Raw genomic sequence first — 17,595 nt, 5'->3', positions numbered from 1 at the left:
AAAAAAGCTTGCAAAAGCAAACTTTTATGGATTTAAACGTTGTATGACTTCTTGCCATAGGTCGCCACTAAAAACACGGGACGCTTGTCCGCCGCCTAGCACACCATAGCCTAACATCAAGCCCGCTGCACCTGCTATAAGGACAAGTACAAGAACTAAAAAGACTAATGAAAGGCGAACGCCTAATACTTTAATCGTTTTTTTAATCATCAATTTCCTCAAGTTCTGGAACACGTTCAATATCTGCTCCAAGTGATTTTAATTTTTCATGGAAGCGGTAATAACCACGATCAAGGTGACTTAATTTACGTACTGTAGTTTGACCTTGCGCAACCATACCAAGCAAAATTAATGCTGCACTTGCACGTAAATCTGTTGATTTAACTTGTGCACCTTGTAATTTTCGTGTGCCTTGGATGATGGCTGTGTTACGTGTAATATCGACCGTTAAGCCCATACGACGCATTTCTTCTAAATGTTGGAAACGATTTTCAAAAACCGTTTCAATCATTGTTGATTCACCCTTAGCGATAGCTTGAGCCGCAGTCATTTGCGATTGCATGTCTGTTGGGAAACCAGGATGTGGTAAAGTTTTTACATTTGTTGCTTTTAAGATTTCAGGACCTAGAACACGAAGTCCTTCATCTTCTTGGACAAACTCCACACCCATCTCAATCAATTTAGAAATTAAGGGACGGTTGTGCTCACGAACCGCATCTTTGATTAACACATCGCCTTGTGTCATTGCCGCTGCTACCATGAAGGTTCCAGCTTCGATACGGTCTTGTACAACTGCGTGGTTAGCTCCATGCATTTTTTCAACACCTTTGATAATAATTGTATCTGTACCAGCACCTTTGACATTTGCACCCATCTTATTGAGCCAATTTGCAAGGTCAACAATTTCAGGCTCGCGTGCTGCATTTTCTAAAGTTGTTGTTCCTTCTGCTAGAGTTGCAGCCATCATCAAGTTTTGTGTGGCACCTACTGATGGGAAGTCCAAATAGATATGTGCACCACGTAGCTTTTCAGCCTTAGCTTCAATGTAACCCGCTTCTTGAGTAATTTCCGCCCCCATCAATTCAAAGCCACGCAAGTGGAGATCGATAGGACGCGAACCAATTGAGCAACCTCCGGGCATTGAGACACGAGCATGCCCGTTTCGAGCTAAAATTGGACCCATTACAACGATAGAGGCACGCATTTTGCTTACAAATTCGTAGGGTGCTTTTGTTTTTACTTTAGAAGCTGCTTGTGCGTGAACCGTCTTGCTTTCTTCTGAAAACTCTAAGTCAACTCCAAGATGATCCACTAAATTGTTCATCATGTAAACATCGCTCAAGATAGGAACATTACGAAGAATAATTTCTCCCTCGCTTGGCAAAAGTGTCGCTGCAAGCAAAGGCAAAACAGCATTTTTTGCTCCTTCAATTTCTACAGTTCCTTTAAGGCGGGTATTTCCACCCTTGACAATTATTTTATCCATTTATACATTCCTATAATTTCTTTATTCTGAAAGACACCCTAAATTATAGCACAATGAATCTTTTCGTCAACTTTACAGGATTATGTCTGTCCTTTGTATTAGTTGTTCAACTAAATGTGCAGGCAGGCTATAAACGTACTGACGGTCTATAAGATTGGGTTTTGCTCCCTCAAAGGTTTTGGTCACAAAACCGAGCTTTTCGGTCAAAATACCTCCTGCGGCATAATCCCAAGGTTGTAAAAGGCTAAAATAAGCGACAGTTTTTCCTTCAAGAAGGTCCGCATAGGCCATTCCTGCGCTACCTAACATCCTTACTCCTAAAGTAGTTAAACTAAAGTCCGTTAGTTTATATAAGTTTTTACGATAAATCATTGAATTGATTGAAAGCAGACTTTTTTCAAATGCTTGCGGTTTATAGGAAAGTTTTCTATCGTTGCAATATACTTCTTGCGCGTTATTCCAATAAAGTTTGTCCGCCATTACATCAAGAATTAATCCAAATTGGGGCTGCCCTTTTTCATAATAAGCCAGCATCACAGCAAAGTTATCCTGCTGCACCACGAAATTTATCGTACCATCAATAGGATCTAAAACCCAAAAATTGTCTTGACTACGGTCAAAAGCTGCTGTATTTCGTCCGGCTTCTTCGGCTAAAATTTTATCCTCAGGATAATTCTTCATAATTTCTTCAATGATGATTTCTTGAACCCGCTGATCAAAATTTGTCACCAAATCACTAAAATTACTTTTTTGCGAAACTTCCAAAGTTTGATGAATATTATCACGAAGAAAAGCACCGGCTTCTCTCACCCAAGTTTTTGCTTGTTTAAGCTTTTTCAAAGCGAACAAATTGTCTTTCACTCGCTTGTACCTCCTTGACGGCACGATAAAGCGAATAACCACTGCTTTCTTCGAATTCTCGCCCCAGCTGTTTTTCTTGCATCTTGGAAGGTACAATTTTCTTGAATGTTTTATAAGCCTCCAAGAATTCTTCTTTGTCCACTTTACTCTCATAAAAATTTTCCACTTGATTGAAAAAAGAGAGCACTGCAGTCATTTCAGCAGTACTCCAACTTAAATCAAGTGGATATTGATAATTAGCTTTCATTATTTCCACTCTCCCTTATTCATTTAGAAGTCGTTTACGGCACGTTTCATTTCCGCACGACGATAATGACGAGGTAAGAAAGCACGAATCTCGTCTTCATTAAAACCAATTTGTAACAAACGATCATCTGTGATAATCGGACGACGTAAAAGGTTTGGATACTCTGTTACAAGATTAATCAACTCGTTAATGGTCAACTCATCAAGATCCAAAGCAAGCTTTTGAAATATTTTTGACCGAATTGAAATAATATCTTCCGTTCCGTTTTCTGTTTTTGACAAAATTTTACGTAAGTCATCATTTGTCATCGGCTGTGTCAAAATGTTGTGCTCCGTATAAGGGACACTGTGTTTGTCCAACCATGCACGTGCCTTACGGCAACTAGTACATGAAGGCGATAAGTATAAATCAACCACTTTCTTTCCCCATTCTATCTAGGCTGTAACCAATTATTAAACTTGAGCAGCGCTATTATTTGTTACTTATTATACCAAAAATTACAGATTAAAAAAAGTGCGTTTTTTTACTATTGTGTAAGAATTTGTGTCTATGTTACATATTGTTCATATCGTCACAAATTTCTTGTAAATCTTCAAATCTAATCAATTCCATATTATAATTTGATGTCTTTTGCATCTTATCCGTAATAAAATGGAGCTTAGTTTCGTTTTCTTCGTCATATAAAACTAAAGAACCATCTGAATTTTCGAGCAAAAAATCGTTATACTGACGAAATTGACTTGGATTTTCGTAATCTTCGTAAGCATATTTAACATAATCTACATCTTTAAATTCACGCAATTTTGCTTGATTCGCCTCGTTCCAGTTTTTTCCCTGCGTTTCAAAGGGAAAAATACTTGCAATATGGAACTCGTATTCTGTTTGTAATTCTTTAGAAACTTGTAATGCCCAATATTCAAAGCCTAAATTACCCGTGAAAATAACCCATTTCAATCCTTTGTCCAGATACGCTTCCAATCTTCTTTTAAAGGCTTTTTTGATAATTTTGATTTTGATATCCTTCTCATCAAAAATCCCTAAATCAAAAGCTGTGTAACCTGTAATAAGCAATGTTTTCATAACGGGTCCTTCCTTGCACAATATAAGACATCATATTTTTTCTTTTCTTGATTATCAAAAAACATCTTTTCTCCTCGTTTATACTTTTTATACGACTTAAGAAAAATAAAGGAGCTATTTTTATAGCTGTTATTAAAATTTGAAAGTAAAAAAACTAGCCACAAACTCTACAATAAAATACCATTTTAACTGTAATAATCCAAAAGACAAATAATTTGCTATAATTACATTATACAATAGAAGTAACAATTTAATATATGGAAAAACACACATGCTAAAATATCCTCAAGGATTAAATAAACAAATAAAAAATTTTTCAGGAAAACAAACAGAGAAAAAAGTGGTGCATAACGCTGCGAAAAGTACTCCGAATATGGTAAAATCTAAATCGGCAGTAAAATTTGGTAAACGTGGTATGAACTTTGAAGCAGAGATCAATGCGACTAATGATTATTATCTTGCACATGATATCGCTGTGATTCATAAAAAACCCACTCCTATCCAAATTGTAAAGGTTGACTATCCCCAACGTAGCCGTGCTAAAATTACCGAAGCCTACTTTAGACAGGCTTCAACTACAGATTATTCTGGCGTCTATCAGGGAAGATATATTGATTTTGAAGCTAAGGAAACCCATCAGAAGACAAGTTTTCCTCTGAAAAATTTTCATGAGCATCAAATCGTCCATATGTCCAAAGTCCTTGAACAAAAAGGCATTGCCTTTGTGCTCTTACACTTTGCCTCTTTGGACGAAACTTACTACTTGCCATCTGAGAATTTGATTCGTTTTTATCAAGAAAAAAAAGGCTTAAAGTCTATTCCTCTTGATTATATTAAGCAACATGCTTATCAAATCCCATCAAATCAGATTCCTAGAATCCCTTACTTGGATATCGTTAATCAACTTTGCGAGGTGAATTAAAATTCCTACTAACAAACGAAAAAAATCAAAAATGAATCGAAATAAAAACACTGCAGTTAAAAGATCTCTCATTTCAACATTGAAATGGGCTTTAATTCTGATTTTTTCAACAATTATTCTGACTTTTGTTGCTGCTGGTGCGCTCTTTATTTATTACGCAAAAGATGCGCCGAAATTAGATATGAGCAAATTAGAGTCACCCCCATCAACGGTCGTTTATGACAAGGATGAGAAAGTAATTGCTACTCTTGGTGCGGAACAACGTGATTTAGTACAGACTGATAATATACCTGTCATGCTTGTTAATGCTGTAACCTCGATTGAGGACCGCCGCTTTTTCAATACACGTGGTGTTGACCCAATACGTATTGCTGGTTCTTTAGTCAATAACTTACGTGGTGGACATATGCAAGGTGGTTCTACCTTAGATATGCAGTTGATTAAACTGTCTTTCTTCTCTACTGACTCAGCTGACCAAAACATGAAAGTCAAAATTCAAGAAGCTTGGCTTGCCTTACAGCTGGACCAAAAATGGTCAAAAGAGCAAATCTTTACTGCTTATGTCAATAAAGTCAATATGGCGAATGGTTATTACGGTATGGGGACAGCTTCTCAAGCTTACTATAATAAACCGTTAACAGACTTGTCTATCGCACAGTTAGCCCTACTTGCGGGTATGCCACAAGCACCAAATACTTATAATCCTTATAAAAACCCAGAAGCTGCGAAATATCGTCGCGATTTGGTAATCAATGCGATGTACCGCAATGGTAAAATCACTGAGAAACAAAGAGATGAAGCCATCAATACACCAATCGATGATGGTCTTCAAGACTTGAAGAGCGGTGTGAACATTCCTGAATATGCCAATGACTTCATCAATGAAGCCATCAAGCAAGCCAATCGAGAAACAGGAACAGATGCGCCAAATGCTGGCTTAAAGATTTATACTACGCTTGACAGCAAAGCGCAGGAAAATCTATTCAACATTGTCAATACCAATGATTCTGTACCATTCACTGATGACGAACTTCAAGTTGCTTCAACTTTGATTGATACACAGACAGGTGGCGTTGCTGCCCAAATCGGTGGACGTAAGCAAGAAATCGTTCCTTTTGGCTCAAATCAAGCTACAGAACCCACTCGTGACTGGGGCTCAACGATGAAGCCACTCATCGACTACGCACCTGCCTTTGAAAATGGCATTTATACAAGCACTGCCCAAACCATTTCCGACTCAGGTCCTTACTTCTATCCCGATGCTCAAAATATTCAACTGAACAACTGGGACAATCAGTATCTAGGAAACATCTCCGTACGACAAGCTTTAGCTCTTTCACGTAATATCCCGGCTATTAAAACTTTAGCTGCTGTAGGATTAGATAATGCGACTGCTTTTGCCAATAAACTTGGCTTTAAGTACCCTGTACAAACTGGTACCGATAGCGAAGGAAGAGCCATCTATGAGCCCGGAAATATGGTCTTCTCAAATGGTATTTCTAGTAATTCAATCAGCACAGATTCTCAATATGGTGCAAGTTCTGAACGTATGGCTGCTGCCTATGCTGCTTTTTCGAACGATGGTATCTACACAAAACCTTACTATGTTTCGAAAATTGTAATGCCTGACGGCTCGACAAAAACTTATGAGCCAGAGCGCACGCGTGCGATGAAGTCTTCAACTGCTTATCTTATTACTGATATCCTCAAAGATGTTATCAAAGGAAATGACGGCACAATACCTGCTCTTTCTACAGGTCTTTATGCACAAACTCCTGGCCTTCCTGAAGCAGGGAAAACAGGAACTTCCAACTACGATGATGCTGAATATCCTAAAGCTCTTGAAACAGCTGGAATCACTCAAGCTCAGCTCCAAGGTGGTTCAATGGCACCAGACGAAAACTTTGTTGGTTACACACCACAATATTCTATGGCTGTATGGACCGGTTATAAAAATAGACTACAACCTGTCTATGGCGAAAATATGTATATCGCTGCTAAAGTTTTCAAAGCAATGATGACAGATTTATATCCTGATCCAACATCTGTTGCAGACTGGCAAATGCCAAGCGATGTCGTAAAACAAGGTTCTGACCTTAGTGTAACAGGAAATTAATTTATGATAATCGAGAAAATCGTTAGTGAAATTGCTCAGGAAAATGCTTATATCCTGAGCAATTCTGCTTTTAGTATACTTATTGATCCTGGCAGTCAACCAGAAAAAATTATTGCAAAACTTCAAGAGATTGACAAGCCTTTAACTGCTATTCTCTTGACTCATGCACATTTTGACCATATCATGGGGCTTGATACCCTCAAGCAAGCCTATCCTAATGCTCAAGTTTATCTACATGAAAATGAAAAAGAGTGGCTCAAAAACCCCGAGCTTAATGCTTCAGCTTTAATGCTCCCCTTTCCTGTCACTTGTAAGACTAATATAGATGAATATTATGTCTGTGATACTCCTTATAATCTCTCTGGGCTAAAATTCCACGTACGCCACACACCCGGGCATTCTATTGGAGGAATTAGTCTTGTTTTCGAAGAAGAGGAGCTTATTTTTTCCGGTGATGCACTTTTTGCTGGTGCGATTGGAAGAACAGATCTTCCAAGTGGGAATCACACACAATTACTACAGTCCATTGAGGCAGAACTTTTTAGCCTTCCCGACGATTATACGGTTTATCCAGGGCACGGTCCAAGCACAACGATTGGAAATGAAAAACTTTATAATCCATTTTTCTAATATAAAAAGCCCCATTGGGCTTTTTTATATTCAGCTTAGTAAGCTTTCAGAATTTCCCTCAAAAAAACATCTCTATATTAATATAGAGATGTTTTTATTATACAGATAATGTTTGGCCAGGATAGATATTTCCTGTAATACCGTTCATTGCGGCAAGTTCATCTGCTGTTCTTCCATAAACAGAGGCAATTGATGTTAAAGTATCACCTGATTGAACAGTATAAGAACTAGAAACGGTGCTTGTTGCCATCGTTGAAGCACTTGTAGTTGAAGTTGTCGTCGTTGCACTAGTCCCAGCTGTTGGTATCTGTAGAACTTGACCTTGCATGATGTGATCTGTAGCTGAGAGACCATTTTGGGAAAGAATTGCATCCATTGATACACCATAGTGTGCTGCAATATCATAGACTGTATCACCTTCTTGAACAGTATAAGTTTGTGTACCGTATGAACTTGTATCTGTAGAAGTTGTAGTTGTCACATAGCTTGTTGTTGAAGTTGTAGCGACTTCTCCGCCATCATAAGCTGTTAAACCATATTGCGCGATAACAGCATTTAATTTTGAGGCATAATTTGGATCTGTAGCATAGCGTCCTTGCAACCAAGCGGTTGCATCTTGATAAGAGCTTGTATTTTCACGCCAAACACCTGAATACAAGAAAGAGCCACGTAATAAACGTGCTTGTGCAGCACAAGCCTCTGCAACTGAAGCATAAGCTTGGAAAGGTTCCACGACATTATGCATTTGTCCGTCAAGAAATTCTTGTGTAGGCAAATAAACTGGATTTCCTGAAGTGTATTTCACACCGAAAATATTATTATAATTTACAGCTAGTGCACTTTGTCCAGCACTGCTTTCCAAAATACCTTGGGCAATCATAACAGAGGGGTAAAGACCATATTCGTTTGCGACTGGAGTTGCTGCTTCAGCCAACTCTTGTACTGACATTGCTTGTGCTTTCACAGCCCCAAGACTTGTAAGGGCTACAGCAGCTGCGCCAAATAAAAATTTGTGTTTTGTATTCATCTTATAAAAACTCCATAAATAAAATATTCATTATTTCTAAGTATATACTATTTATTATCTAATGTAAAACTATATAATCCTTGATATTATATTTTTATAGCGCTTATTCGCTTTTTTTATGTAAAACTGATAAAGTAGGTTTTATAATAAGAAGCAGGATCATCAAAGATAAAAGGAGAACTCTATGTCTAAAATTTATGAAAACATTACTGAACTCATTGGGCAAACACCCATTATCAAGCTTCGCAATCTTCCTGAAGACAGTGCTGAGGTTTACGTTAAACTTGAGGCATTTAATCCTGGAGGATCAGTAAAAGACCGTATTGCCCTCAATATGATTCGGCAAGCAGAGCGGGATGGACTACTAAAAGAAGGTGGGACTATTATTGAACCAACTTCTGGAAATACTGGAATCGGACTTGCTTTTGTCGGAGCTGCTTTAGGCTACAAAGTTGTGATTGTCATGCCTGAAACCTTCTCACTTGAACGCCGTAAATTAATTCAAGCTTACGGTGCTGAACTTATTTTAACTCCAGCTGCTGGAGGAATGAATGAAGCTATTGCTACAGCAGAGCATCTTGCAGAAGAAAAAGGATGGTTCCTTCCACTTCAGTTTGACAACCCGGCTAACCCAGCTGCTCACGAAGCCACAACAGCTGTAGAAATACTGGACGTTTTTGGTGAAACAGGTTTGGATGCTTTTGTGGCTGGTGCGGGAACCGGTGGAACTATTTCTGGGGTTTCTCATGTACTGAAAAAAGCGAATCCTAAGCTCAAAAGTTATGCGGTAGAACCTGCAAGTTCTCCTGTCTTAACAGGCGGGCAACCACAGCCCCATAAACTTCAAGGAATTGGTGTTCCTTTTATCCCTAAAGCTTTGGACACTTCTTCTTATGATGGAGTAATTGATGTCCCTGTGGAAGAAGCTTTTACTACTGCTCGCGAAATTGGTTTTAGCCAGGGCTTCCTTGTAGGGATTTCAAGTGGTGCAGCGATTTGGGCTGCTCTTGAAGTTGCGAAAAAATTAGGTAAAGGAAAGAAAGTATTGACCTTGTCTGCTGACAATGGCGAGCGCTACCTCTCTACAGAACTCTATGATTTTTAATTCTTAAACTCTTAACTTAAGAGAAACATCAATAGTTTTATTTTAGCCACCTCTTTACTTAAACAACAGATAAAAAAGCTCCGACACTTAATCGGGGCTTTTATTCTTTTATCAATTCGCTACTTTAAGCATTTCTTGATAAATATTGCGGAAGATTGTAAGAAAGGCTTCAATCTCTAACATATTATTTGTATGGTCCAGACTAACACGTACAGCGCTGGTTGCAAGATCAGGTTTGACATGCATAGCCATGAGTGTGCCGGCAGCAGCATTTTTCTTCGAAGAACATGCAGATGTTGTTGAGATGAAAATCTCATGTTTTTCAAAAGCATGAACAACAACTTCTCCTCTAACTCCACGAATTCCAAAGGTCAATATATTGGGAGCAAAGTCATCCATTTCTGAAAAAAGGATAATTTTTTCTTGCTTAGAGAGTTCCTCAAAGATGATTGCTTTCATTTGACGAATTTTCTCAACTTTATGATCAAAATCAGATAGTGCAAGACGAAGAGCCTTAGCTGTAGCAGCGATACCAGCAACATTTTCAGTCGTCGAACGCTTGTTATTTTCCTGACCACCGCCATGTAAAAGAGGGGCTAAGCGTTTCCCTGATTTAATATAAAGAAAACCGACACCACGTGGCCCGTGGAATTTGTGCGCTGAAAATGTTGCAAAGTCCACACGTTCCAACATAAAGTCCTCAACAGCTATTTTACCAATGGCTTGGACAGCATCAATGTGGAAAGAAATGGTAGGACGATTTTCCAAGAGTTTAGCGATTTCTTTGATCGGTTGAATAGAGCCTATCTCGTTATTTACGGCCATGACAGATACCAAAATTGTATCTTCGCGGATTAATGCCTCAAGTTCTGAAACTTTAACAAATCCCCGTTCATCAACAGGTGCTTCATCAATTTCAAATCCTTGCGTAGCTAACCATGCTGCAGTATTTTTAACTGCAGGATGTTCTATGGCTGAGATAATGATGTGCTTCCCAAATCTTTCTTTTTCATATGCCACACCTTTTAAGACCCAGTTATCGCCTTCTGTTCCACCACTTGTGAAGTAAATTTCCTCTGTATTAACATGAAGTAGATCCGCGATTTGACGGCGTGAAGCCTCCAAAAGACGTGTTGCAGTTGTTCCTAAACTGTGCAAGCTCGAGGGATTTCCCATAATTTTAGTGGCTACATCTGTATATGTGCGTAAAACTTCTGGATTTATAGCGGTAGTGGCTGAATTATCAAAGTAAATGATTTTAGTTTCCCCATTTCTGAATAACATTTAGCAGCTTCCTTAGCTTAAGCAGCGGAAGCATTTTTTCATCCTTACATTCTATCACTTTTTTCTCGCTTTTTACAGCTTGAAAATCATTATATACTCAACTGTTATCTTCATTCTGTTTTACTGCAAGTAAACATGCAAGAGCTACAAATTTTTATAATCAAAGACAATAAAAAATACCATGGTTAACCACGGTATCAGTATTTCTACGCTAGATTATTTAACAGCGTCTTTCAAAGCTTTACCAGCTTTAAATGCAGGAACTGTAGTTGCTGCGATTTGGATAGCTGCACCAGTTTGTGGGTTGCGTCCTTCGCGAGCTGCACGTTCACGAGTTTCGAAAGTACCGAAACCGATAAGTTGAACTTTTTCTCCTTTTGCGAGGAATTCAGTTACTGATTCACCGAAAGCGTTAACTGCTTTTTCAGCATCTTTTTTAGTCAATCCAGCTTTTGCTGCAACTTCAGCAATAAGATCTTGTTTGTTAGCCATTTTAAAAATGTCCTCCATATTTTGTTTTACCTGTTCTTATTAGGCACTTTTCATTTTATCAAATGTTGTGAACCTTTGCAAGCCTAAACAGCGTTTTTCTGCGGTTTTTAGCTGATTTTAAGGTTGAATCATCAAATTAAAAGTAAAGTTTCCACTGACTAAATCTAGCTGATTTGCTTTTAAATATAAATTATCTGCTAAAGTAAGTTGTGGCAGATGTAATATGACTTGATCCTTCGTCGGTAAGACTTCTACAAAGGCTGGAAGCTTAATGCTTGACTTCACATAAGCAAGAACAGCACTTGTTGGTAAGTTCAACGACCCTGCCGAAACACTCTTCACCTGAAGTGCAACAGAACCATCATTTAAAGCCAAAGGCTCAAAGTAAATATAGAGTGGAATTTTTTGTCCAAAAAGTTGGTAAGAAGCTTCTAAAACAGCTTGACTATTTGATAGATAGAATTTATAACTCATGTCTGAAGTCTGAAAATCTTGCAGATAAGTATTAATAAGCTGGTTTAACTGGTCCCGATTAGTCGTTATTTTAGCGACTTCTGTCGTCTCTTTAGGCTTACTTACTTGTCTCAAAGATTGTTGGTCCCGCACATTAAATACGCGACTCGAAATAAAAGCAAAAGTTCCAAGATTAATTGCTAATAGAGCAAGAAAGAGCCATTTCCAGATTGTTTTTTTATTTTTCATTGATCACCTGATATTCTTTAAATACTGCATCAGCCATGATTTGATAGCCAATATTGTTGGGGTGGAAACTATCTGCTGTGTAAAGGAGATCATTGATTTGAGACTGACTTTCAGAAATCCCTTTCTCCCCTCCGATTCCTTTGTAAAGCAAATCGTTAATGGCAATAAAACTCGTATTTTTTTCTTCTTTTACCGTCTCCTCTGTTGCGATATTCCAATTATTAATGATTGTTTGCAAGGCTGTTATATTAGGAAAATTCATATAGAAAGGATTATAAATCCCTAAAACATAGACATGAGCCTTAGGATTATTTAGCCGAATAGTCTCAAAGATTTTTTTCAGCTCATTTTGATAATTACGCGCAGGTTGTTCAAAGTCTTTTTCTTTAAGTTTTGAAAGACGAGCAGCATTATCTCGGATAACTTTCATAACATCATTCCCACCAACAGTCAAAGTGATAAAATCTGCATTTTTTATAGCAGTTTGGATTTCTCTGTCCTGCATTTTTTCATAGATTTGGGTACTTGTATCACCTGCATGACCAAAGTTTTGTGACTCTACTTTTCCTGTGGTTTGGTTTTCTACCTCTTTTGCTAAAAGAGGGACGAAGCCACCTTGGCCTGTTGCATCACCAACACCTTCTGTTAATGAGTCTCCCAATGCCACGTAATTCACGATTTTATCTTGATCCTGTACTTCTTCTTTTAAACGGTTGCCAGCTGGAGTACTCATCAAGGAAAGCAAACAGAATACAAGTAAACTTGCTAGCAAAAAGCCAGCAAGTTCAAGAATAATTTTCAGTTTTTTATTCATAATCAATCATTACAGCCCAAGCACCCGGTCCTGTATGAGTAGCAATAGTAGAGTTAGTATCGAGGATAGAAATTGGTTTTTCAACAAATTTTTGCAAAGCTTCCTTCGCTTTATTAGAAAAATCAAGTCCTTCTACATGTGAAATGCCAATCTCACGAATTTTACGTCCAGAGTTTGCGATGTGTTCTACCGTTTCATCTAACCATTTGGTAAATGTCTTATTCCCACGTCCTCGTGTCATTACACCTAGCTCACGGTTTTTTAGTTCCATCACGATACGTACATGCAAGAGACTTCCCACGATTCCGGTTGTACGACTGATACGTCCGCCTTTAACCAGGTTTTCGAGCGTCGAAATCCCAATAAACAGTTCTGTATTTTCACGTACGTGATTAATTCTCTTCAAGATTTCTTCTTTTCCAAGACCTTCTTTAGCCAATCGTGCGGCTTCCACTACTTGGAATTTCAAACCTTGGTCCGTAAAATCACTATCAAGAACTGTTACATCACGGCCAGATAGCATTGCCCCTTGACGTGCTGCTTGTACTGTACCGCTTAAACTTTCAGTGATGTGGATGGAAATAATCGCATCTTCTTCACTGGCAATTTCTTCATATTTTTCTGCAAAGACCCCTACAGGAGGTTGGCTTGTTTTAGGCAATGCCTTAGAAGCCTTCATTTTTTCCATAAATGAGTCCAAGGGTAAGTCTGAATCAAGGTAAGTTGTCCCGTCAATAGTTACCGACAATGGAACTACAGTAATATCAAGTTCTTCTACTAATTCTGGTTCAATAGTTATTGATGAATCTGTCACAATTTTAATTGTCATATTTTCTCCAAATCAAAATAAAAAGACTTCGATTTCTTTTCTAAACAATCTATGTTAATATATATTAATATTATACCAAATGAACTGCAATTTCGCTAATCCTCTTTTTCAAATTTATAAATATTTTGATTTTAGAAAGCGAAATTATTATGGAAAGAAGGAGATCAATGGAAAAGCCAGCTTCTCGCGCTTATCAAATTGTCGACCAGGTCTTTAATGCCATCACACACGGAGTCGGAACTGGTCTTGCTATTACAGGACTTGTTTTACTCATACTTAAAGGAGTAGCCAATCATTCACCGATACAGATTGTTGCTTTCTCAATTTATGGAGCCTCTCTTGTACTACTTTTTCTCTTTTCAACTTTGGCACACAGCCTACACTTTACACGCGCTCAAAAAGTTTTTCAAGTTTTTGATCATAGCGGTATCTTTTTACTCATCGCAGGAACTTATACCCCTTATTGCCTCGTTACATTAGGAAATTGGCTAGGCTGGGGAATGTTAGCACTTGTTTGGCTTTGTGCGATCTTGGGAATAGTCGTTACAGCTATCTACCTCCCACGATGGAATACCGTGCCTAGAGGTTCAACTGTCCTTTATATTGTTATGGGATGGGTCATCCTCTTTGCCATTTACCCTCTCTGGCAGCTTCTGCCTGCCTATGGCTTCTGGTTTCTCGTCGGAGGAGGCGTAATTTACTCTGTCGGAGCAATTATATACCGTTATAAATTCCCTTTCGCTCACGTGGTCTGGCATCTTTTTGTTCTTGGTGCTGCAATGCTGATGTGGTTCTCCATCTATGGTTATGTGGGATCATAAGAAAAAACGCTATTTATAAACAGCGTTTAAGACATAGGTTTTCAACTTGTTCAAAAGTAAATCATTTTCTTCCACATAGACTTGAGTCTGTGTGGTTTTTTTTGTGTCAGCAAAATGCAAAATGACTTGTATTCCTCCAGGAAACTCCCGTAAAATTCGAGAAATATGCGTATTATGACTTGCATCTTCAAGATTCAACCAAAGTTTACGGTCTGTCTCTTCTACTTCGATGACACGATCAGCTAGCATCTGTAAAGCATCATTTCTTTCAGAAACTTTGCCAGAAATTAAATAAAATTTTCCTTTTTCGAGATTTGCCATAAACCGCCGATAATTTTCTGGGAAAAGTGTAATGTCAAAATTTTCCTTACTGTCAGTTGTTGATAGGAAAGCCATTGTCTCTCCTGTCTTTGTACGATGGGTACGCACAGCAAGCAGCTCGACTAAAACAGTCGCTCGCTTATTTTTTTGCAAATCAGTCAGTGCTGTAAAATTTGTTTTCAGTTTAAGTGCTAAAGTTTGCAAGGGGTGTGGCGTAATCCCTACACCTAAAAACTGCTTTTCATACTCGTATTTCTCGTATTGCAGATAATCTTCTGCATCTTGAAAAGAGAATTTTAAGGCAGATGCACCGAAGAGATCCAGTTGAATATTTTGACTATAATCAATGAGAGTTGATAAGTTTTGAGCCAGCTTCCCTCTGTTCATGTCTTGGTCATCAAAAGCTCCAATCTGTACAAGTGGTAGCAAATAATCTTCTTTCTGGAAATTTTGAGGTAAACTTTTCACCAAATCTGCTAAATCACTAAAGGGCCTATGTTCAACAATCCAAAATGCCATATCTCGTGGAATGCTCCGTACATTTGCTAAGCCCAAGGCGATTTTACCATTTTCTACTCTGTCATGATAAGGCATCCGATTGATGGAAGGTTGCTCCATTTGAAAATCATTACCCAAAGCATCTTGAATCATGCTCTCTCTTTTACGGTCTCGAAGCTGAACCTCATAAAATTCATCGGGATAATTCGCCTTGAAATAAGCGATTTGAAAAGCTAGAGCAGCATAAGCATAGGCATGAGAACGATTAAAACCATAATTAGCAAAACGTTCAATCAGACGATATATCTCCATCGCTTGTGCTTCAGTGTGCCCCAACTTTAAGCTTCCTGCTAAAAATTCGGCTTGGAGTTCTTCAAATTCTTTTCCTTTTTTCTTTGAGATTGCACGGCGGAGCAAGTCAGCCTTACCCAAAGAGAAACCGGCAAAGCGTTGTGCAACTTGCATGATCTGTTCCTGATAAATCATAATACCATAGGTTGGCGCTAATATTTCTGTCAGTGTCTCGTCAATGACTTCTACTTTTTCCTGTCCATGTCGGCGGGCAACGAATTGGGGAATAAACTGTGAAGGGCCTGGACGGAAAATAGATGTCGCATCAACAATATCCTCAAACTTTGTTGGAGCTAAATTACGCAAAAAACGTCTCATCTGTGGATTCTCAAATTGAAAAATACCTAGAGTATTTCCAGCACGGAAAAGTGCTAACGTTTTGTCATCTTCTAAATCTATGTGCAAAGGATCGATGTGAACATTTTTTCGTTTTTGTACTAATTCACATAATCGCTCAATTATCGTTAAATTTCGTAAACCCAAAAAGTCGATTTTCAACAGACCAATTGCTTCAACATCCGGTGCCTCATATTGTGTCAAGGCCAAATCATCGGATGGTTTTAGAGGCACGTAATTGACCAAGGATTTTTGGCTTAACACCACGCCCGAAGCGTGTGTCGATGTTTGACGCGGTAAGCCTTCAATACGAGTAGCTATCTCATACACCTTCTGCAATCGACTGTCGCGTAATATTTCAGCCTTAAGTTTAGGATTTTCCTCGTACTCATCACGAAGCGAACCAAACCGTTGTCTCAACATGCGTGTGAGAGAAGAAAGCTCAGCTTCGTTCATCCCAAAAGCCTTTCCGACATCACGTAAAGCTTGTCGTTTACCTAAGGTCGAGAAAGTCACGATCTGCGCCACATGGTCGCTACCATAACGCCGCTTCATATAAGCAAGCAACTCGGACCGTTTGGTATCAGGCATATCAATATCGATATCGGGCATTGCTACACGTTCCGGATTAAGGAAACGTTCAAAGAAGAGATTATTTGCCACCGGATCAACATGAGTGATACCTAAGGTATAAGCCACCAATGAACCAGCAGCAGAGCCACGCCCCATGCCGCAATAGATGTCGTTTTCACTTGCATAGCGTAATAAGTCGGCAACGATAAGGAAATAGTCATCGAAGCCCATTTGATGGATGACCGATAGTTCATGATTGAGACGTGCACGATAGTCTTCTCCTGTAGGCAGATTGACTTCTGCTCTTTCACGAAGAAGCTCTGCTGCATTTCTTTGTTTATCAAACTGAGGCAAGCCTAACTTCTCACTAAAGTCATACGCAATATTTGCAACTAAGTTTTCAAGATTATCTAAGGCTTGAGGATAATTCTTAGCATATAATTTTTCGTAAATTTCTGGTCTCTGCAAAAGTTGGTCATTTGACAAAGTCAACTCTTGATTGTAAGGTATTAAATCACGAATCGCATGTAGAACTTCAAGGCTTTCATTATCGACCTGTGACAAGTAGCGCACAGGCTGAAAAGGAAGGTACGGAAACTGAAGCGAAGTTCCTCCGACACCTGTAGGCAAGATGCCAATATATACTTCTGCTTGAATCTGTGAAAGGGCTGAGAGATTCGCATAAGACTCTGGTACCACTAAAACGACATCATTTAAAAAACTCTCAATATCAGAAAAACGGTGACGACCGTAATTATGACTGGAAGAGATTTTTAAAAGATTTTTATACCCCTCAGTATTTTTAGCAATAAAACTAAAGGATACAGGTAAACTGTCCAGCTCAAAAACAAGCTCAACCCCAATAATGGGCTGTATGTTTCTCTTTTGTGCTTCAATCGCAAAGTGATAAGCACCATGTAAATTTCCGACATCACAAATGCCAAGCTGTTTATAGCCCATTTTTTCTGCCACATTCAGATAATCATCTACTCGGACAACACTATCTAAAAAACTGTACTCTGTTTTGGTGTTGAGTTGTGCAAACATTTGGCCCCTTTCTCCTTTGTTTTTATACTTTTTTCGCATAATTCTTGAATTTT

18 protein-coding genes are annotated in these 17,595 nt (G+C 38.6%); 5 read left to right on the top strand and 13 right to left on the bottom strand.

What is annotated here, in order from left to right; translation table 11 throughout:
* Positions 1-24: 24 nt before the first annotated feature.
* From P3G65_RS02720 to P3G65_RS02695, 6 genes are all read right to left on the bottom strand, one after another.
* The gene (locus tag P3G65_RS02720; protein WP_019292628.1) at positions 25-210 is read right to left on the bottom strand and encodes a DNA-directed RNA polymerase subunit beta; all 186 of its coding nucleotides are present in this window, start codon (positions 208-210) and stop codon (positions 25-27) included.
* Complete coding sequence (gene murA / locus P3G65_RS02715; RefSeq protein ID WP_019292629.1) at positions 203-1,486, bottom strand: UDP-N-acetylglucosamine 1-carboxyvinyltransferase; 1,284 nt, start codon at positions 1,484-1,486, stop codon at positions 203-205. The genes P3G65_RS02720 and murA overlap by 8 nt, the downstream gene beginning before the upstream one ends.
* Before the next feature lie 72 nt (positions 1,487-1,558).
* A complete protein-coding gene (locus P3G65_RS02710) occupies positions 1,559-2,347 on the bottom strand; it encodes an inositol monophosphatase family protein (protein WP_019292630.1) in 789 nt (262 codons plus the stop codon).
* On the bottom strand, positions 2,313-2,594 hold the full coding sequence (locus tag P3G65_RS02705; RefSeq protein ID WP_019292631.1) for a UPF0223 family protein: 282 nt from the start codon (positions 2,592-2,594) through the stop codon (positions 2,313-2,315). The genes P3G65_RS02710 and P3G65_RS02705 overlap by 35 nt, the downstream gene beginning before the upstream one ends.
* A 23-nt stretch (positions 2,595-2,617) precedes the next feature.
* Complete coding sequence (gene spx / locus P3G65_RS02700; RefSeq protein WP_003133982.1) at positions 2,618-3,010, bottom strand: transcriptional regulator Spx; 393 nt, start codon at positions 3,008-3,010, stop codon at positions 2,618-2,620.
* Between the two features lie 136 nt (positions 3,011-3,146).
* A complete protein-coding gene (locus P3G65_RS02695) occupies positions 3,147-3,674 on the bottom strand; it encodes an SLOG family protein (RefSeq protein ID WP_029343522.1) in 528 nt (175 codons plus the stop codon).
* A gap of 271 nt (positions 3,675-3,945) precedes the next feature.
* On the opposite strand from P3G65_RS02695, the gene recU reads away from it, so the two are divergent.
* Genes recU through P3G65_RS02680 form a run of 3 tightly spaced genes read left to right on the top strand, consistent with a single transcriptional unit; the run spans position 3,946 to position 7,342 of the window.
* Entirely contained in the window at positions 3,946-4,596 is a 651-nt protein-coding gene (gene recU, locus P3G65_RS02690) for a Holliday junction resolvase RecU (protein WP_019292633.1), read from the top strand.
* Positions 4,597-4,627: 31 nt separating this feature from the next.
* Complete coding sequence (locus tag P3G65_RS02685) at positions 4,628-6,712, top strand: transglycosylase domain-containing protein (RefSeq protein WP_019292634.1); 2,085 nt, start codon at positions 4,628-4,630, stop codon at positions 6,710-6,712.
* A 3-nt stretch (positions 6,713-6,715) separates the two neighbouring features.
* Positions 6,716-7,342: an MBL fold metallo-hydrolase gene (locus P3G65_RS02680; protein WP_019292635.1), complete on the top strand. Its 627-nt coding sequence runs from the start codon at positions 6,716-6,718 to the stop codon at positions 7,340-7,342.
* A gap of 97 nt (positions 7,343-7,439) precedes the next feature.
* Here P3G65_RS02680 and P3G65_RS02675 read toward each other — a convergent pair whose 3' ends face one another.
* Complete coding sequence (locus tag P3G65_RS02675; protein WP_019292636.1) at positions 7,440-8,369, bottom strand: glucosaminidase domain-containing protein; 930 nt, start codon at positions 8,367-8,369, stop codon at positions 7,440-7,442.
* 184 nt (positions 8,370-8,553) lie between these two features.
* On the opposite strand from P3G65_RS02675, the gene cysK reads away from it, so the two are divergent.
* The gene (gene cysK, locus P3G65_RS02670; protein WP_019292637.1) at positions 8,554-9,474 is read left to right on the top strand and encodes a cysteine synthase A; all 921 of its coding nucleotides are present in this window, start codon (positions 8,554-8,556) and stop codon (positions 9,472-9,474) included.
* Positions 9,475-9,585: 111 nt separating this feature from the next.
* Here the strand turns inward: cysK and P3G65_RS02665 are convergent, their stop codons facing one another.
* The 5 genes from P3G65_RS02665 to P3G65_RS02645 form a co-directional block, all read right to left on the bottom strand.
* A complete protein-coding gene (locus tag P3G65_RS02665; RefSeq protein ID WP_029343523.1) occupies positions 9,586-10,731 on the bottom strand; it encodes a cysteine desulfurase family protein in 1,146 nt (381 codons plus the stop codon).
* 243 nt (positions 10,732-10,974) lie between these two features.
* Complete coding sequence (locus P3G65_RS02660; protein WP_003133973.1) at positions 10,975-11,250, bottom strand: HU family DNA-binding protein; 276 nt, start codon at positions 11,248-11,250, stop codon at positions 10,975-10,977.
* 117 nt (positions 11,251-11,367) lie between these two features.
* Complete coding sequence (locus tag P3G65_RS02655; protein WP_019292639.1) at positions 11,368-11,952, bottom strand: YpmS family protein; 585 nt, start codon at positions 11,950-11,952, stop codon at positions 11,368-11,370.
* Entirely contained in the window at positions 11,942-12,766 is an 825-nt protein-coding gene (locus P3G65_RS02650; protein ID WP_029343524.1) for an SGNH/GDSL hydrolase family protein, read from the bottom strand. The genes P3G65_RS02655 and P3G65_RS02650 overlap by 11 nt, the downstream gene beginning before the upstream one ends.
* Complete coding sequence (locus P3G65_RS02645; RefSeq protein WP_019292641.1) at positions 12,759-13,595, bottom strand: DegV family protein; 837 nt, start codon at positions 13,593-13,595, stop codon at positions 12,759-12,761. The genes P3G65_RS02650 and P3G65_RS02645 overlap by 8 nt, the downstream gene beginning before the upstream one ends.
* A 167-nt stretch (positions 13,596-13,762) precedes the next feature.
* Here P3G65_RS02645 and P3G65_RS02640 point away from each other — a divergent pair, with 167 nt between their 5' ends.
* Entirely contained in the window at positions 13,763-14,416 is a 654-nt protein-coding gene (locus tag P3G65_RS02640; protein WP_019292642.1) for a hemolysin III family protein, read from the top strand.
* 9 nt (positions 14,417-14,425) lie between these two features.
* Here P3G65_RS02640 and P3G65_RS02635 read toward each other — a convergent pair whose 3' ends face one another.
* Positions 14,426-17,542 (bottom strand): DNA polymerase III subunit alpha, encoded by a 3,117-nt coding sequence (locus tag P3G65_RS02635; RefSeq protein ID WP_019292643.1) that lies wholly within the window; start codon positions 17,540-17,542, stop codon positions 14,426-14,428.
* Positions 17,543-17,595: the final 53 nt, after the last annotated feature.

It is taken from the genome of Lactococcus sp. bn62 (assembly GCF_029492705.2).
Classification (GTDB): domain Bacteria; phylum Bacillota; class Bacilli; order Lactobacillales; family Streptococcaceae; genus Lactococcus; species Lactococcus petauri.
The sequence above is the reverse complement of the archived record's forward strand: the minus strand, read 5'-3'. Positions and strand labels throughout refer to the sequence as shown.